The sequence below is a fragment of the Pseudodesulfovibrio pelocollis genome (assembly GCF_030282845.1).
Classification (GTDB): Bacteria; Desulfobacterota; Desulfovibrionia; order Desulfovibrionales; family Desulfovibrionaceae; genus Pseudodesulfovibrio; species Pseudodesulfovibrio pelocollis.
In genome coordinates, this window is the sequence record NZ_JASTWE010000090.1 from 1 (window position 1) to 2,963 (window position 2,963).

General features: G+C 48.1%; 2 protein-coding genes. Both read left to right on the forward strand.

What is annotated here, in order from left to right; genetic code table 11:
* Positions 1–1,853: Dam family site-specific DNA-(adenine-N6)-methyltransferase (locus tag QQS14_RS16230; protein ID WP_285908061.1), on the forward strand; the 1,853-nt coding region annotated here is incomplete at its 5' end.
* Between the two features lie 12 nt (positions 1,854–1,865).
* A partial coding sequence (locus QQS14_RS16235; RefSeq protein WP_285908062.1) for an AlwI family type II restriction endonuclease occupies positions 1,866–2,963 on the forward strand: 1,098 nt, incomplete at its 3' end.

The window sequence follows — 2,963 nt, forward strand, 5'->3', positions numbered from 1 at the left end:
AACCCATTTTAAAATGGGCAGGCGGGAAGTCACAGATGCTGGACATTCTTGTCCCGCTTGTTCCCCCTGCATACGGGAAATATATCGAGCCGTTTATCGGTGGTGGTGCCTTGTTTTTCGCAACGGCTCCGGCCAATGCGGTGATCGCCGACTCCAACCCCGAGCTGGCCAACTTGTATAGCGTTGTGGCCAGCCAGGTGAACGAGCTGATTTTGGCCTTGCGCCCGTTCAAGAACGACAAGGATCTGTTTTATGAAGTTCGTGCGCAGGACTGGCATTCGCTTACCCCCGTGCAAGCGGCCGCACGGACGATTTTCTTAAACCGCACTTGTTTCAACGGACTTTACCGGGTCAACAAGAAGGGCGGTTTCAATGTCCCCTTTGGTTTCTACACAAATCCGACCATTTGCGATGAAGCCAACCTTCGCCAAGCATCCCTGGCCTTGCACGGGAAATCGATCATATGCGGGGACTACAAAGATGTATTGCGGGAGCATGCGAAAAAGGGAGATTTTATCTTTCTGGATCCGCCCTATCTTCCTATCTCCGAATATAGCGATTTCAAGCGATACACCAAGGAACAGTTCTACGAAGAGGACCACCAAGGGTTGGCCGATGAGGTAAAACGTCTATGTGGCTTGGGTTGTCATGTCGTCTTGACCAACTCAAATCATCCGTTAGTTCATGAACTGTATGGACAGTTCAAAATCGACGTATACCAGACCAAGCGAAATATCAGTAGCAAAGGCAAAAAACGTACTGGTGAGGATGTGGTGGTGACGGTGAAGCCCCGCAAGAGCTTTACCCTGCGCCCCATCCCCAAGCCTCTTTCCGGGCAAATCAAGAAGTACCCATCCACCCGCTATATGGGGTCCAAGGCCAAGCTTTTGCCTCACATCCGGGACATTATTCGCCAGTTTGATTGCAATACTGTTCTGGACCTTTTTTCAGGGTCCGGTATTGTCAGCTACATGCTGAAAACAGAAGGCAAACAGGTGGTCAGCAACGATTACATGGCGTTGTGTTCGACCTACGCCAAGGCATTGATCGAGAACAATACGGTGACGCTGCCCATGGACATGGCAAAGTCGCTTCTGGGCCCCTCGGACGATAGCGACAAATTCGTCCAGAAAACATTCCGGGGACTGTACTTCACCGATGAGGAGAATGTCCTCATCGACAATCTCCGGGCGAACATAAAAGCCCTACGAAATCCTTATCAACGGGCTATTGCCACCGCATCCCTGTGCCGGGCATGCTTTAAAAAGCGTCCTCGCGGCATTTTTACCTACGTTGGCTACAGGCATGACGATGGCAGGAAAGATCTTCGGATGAGTTTCGGAAAGCAGTTCTTGGAAGCGGTCCAGATCAACAACGAAGCAGTTTTCGACAACGGACAGCAGAACATAGTCCGCCGAGGTGATGCTATGTTGATCAGGAACAGTTCTGATCTGGTCTACATGGATCCGCCATATTTCAGCCAGCATTCTGACAACGAGTACGTGAGGCGATACCATTTTGCGGAAGGCATCGCATGTGATTGGCAGGACGTGGAAATGCAATGGCATACCAAAACGAAGAAGTTTAAAAACTACCCCACCCCGTTTTCGACCAAGAACGGGGCGTATGACGCTTTTGACCGGCTTTTTAGAAAGTTCAGGGAGAGCGTCCAGGTTGTGTCCTATTCATCGAACTCCTTGCCCACCTTGGACGAGATGGTCGAGCTTATGTCCAAATATAAGCAACACGTTGAAGTCATTGCGGTGGATTACAAATATTCGTTTGGCACGCAGAACCACAAGGTCGGAGACAACAACAACACCGTAAAAGAATATATCTTCGTAGGCTATTAAGGGCAACAAAGCATGGCACAAAAACAACCCATATGGCTTTTCGGCAACACCACTGTTCGTAGCCCGTTTCGGTTGCGGGACTGTTTAATCCTTCTTTCGCGTTCTTCCATGGAAGGTAACTTGTACGGTGAACGGGAAGAGGTAGCTTTTCGCGAGTTCCTCGGTGAGCATGGTATAGTTTCATTGGCAGAACCCCAAAAAGGGAAAAAGCCAACTGGAGATTTGGGTAGAAAATGGCGACATGCCATGACCAAGCTTGGATTCTTGTATCCGAAAGCCCCGAAAATGGCATTGCTGGAAAAATGGCAACAGGAAATCGGCAATCCAAGTGAAATATCGCCACATGGTTGGCATCTGATAGAAGCAGAAACTGTTTCTGGTTGGCAAGAGTGCTTTTTACGTTCTTTGGTTGGGCTTTACCTGCCGATGGAGAAGCATCACCATTCTGCGAATGGGCTTTTCCACCCTCTACGCCATATATTGACCCTAATGAAGAATCTTGAACAGATGACTGGTGAATGTCGATTAAATCCTGTCGAAATGGCTTTGGTTGCCCAGTTGTCAGAGAATATGACTTCATCTGACATTGTAACAAAAGAGGTTATTTCTTTTCGAGAACAAAGGGACAAGGCAAAGAATAAAAAAGCCTTTGACAATGAATACACCCAGTTATTGGCGAAAAAGTATAGCAAGGAAGCTGGTACTTTCGGGGATTATGCAGATATGAATTTGCGACACCTGAAAGCAACCGGCTTGGTTCATAATCAGGGTAGGAGTATCGTCTTTGTCCCTGAAAAAAGGTTCCTGATTGACAAGTTGATAGACGGGATCCCACACCCCGTCGACGACATTGCCCAATGGAAGAGCATTTGTAATGGGACTCCACTTCCCACCGACGAAAAAGGCAATGCCCTGGTTGTGTTGCAATCATTGGCTGAACAGTTGGAACTACGTGGATACAAATGCGATTTGAAGTCAAGAAAGCTTGACACCCCACAAGAAATATCCCTTGTCCGCTACGAGCTGGAAGATTTGTTCCAGCAACTGAAAGAGCTTGAATATGCGGCTCAACAACGTTCTATGGCCGAGGAAATATCAGCATTTTTTGAT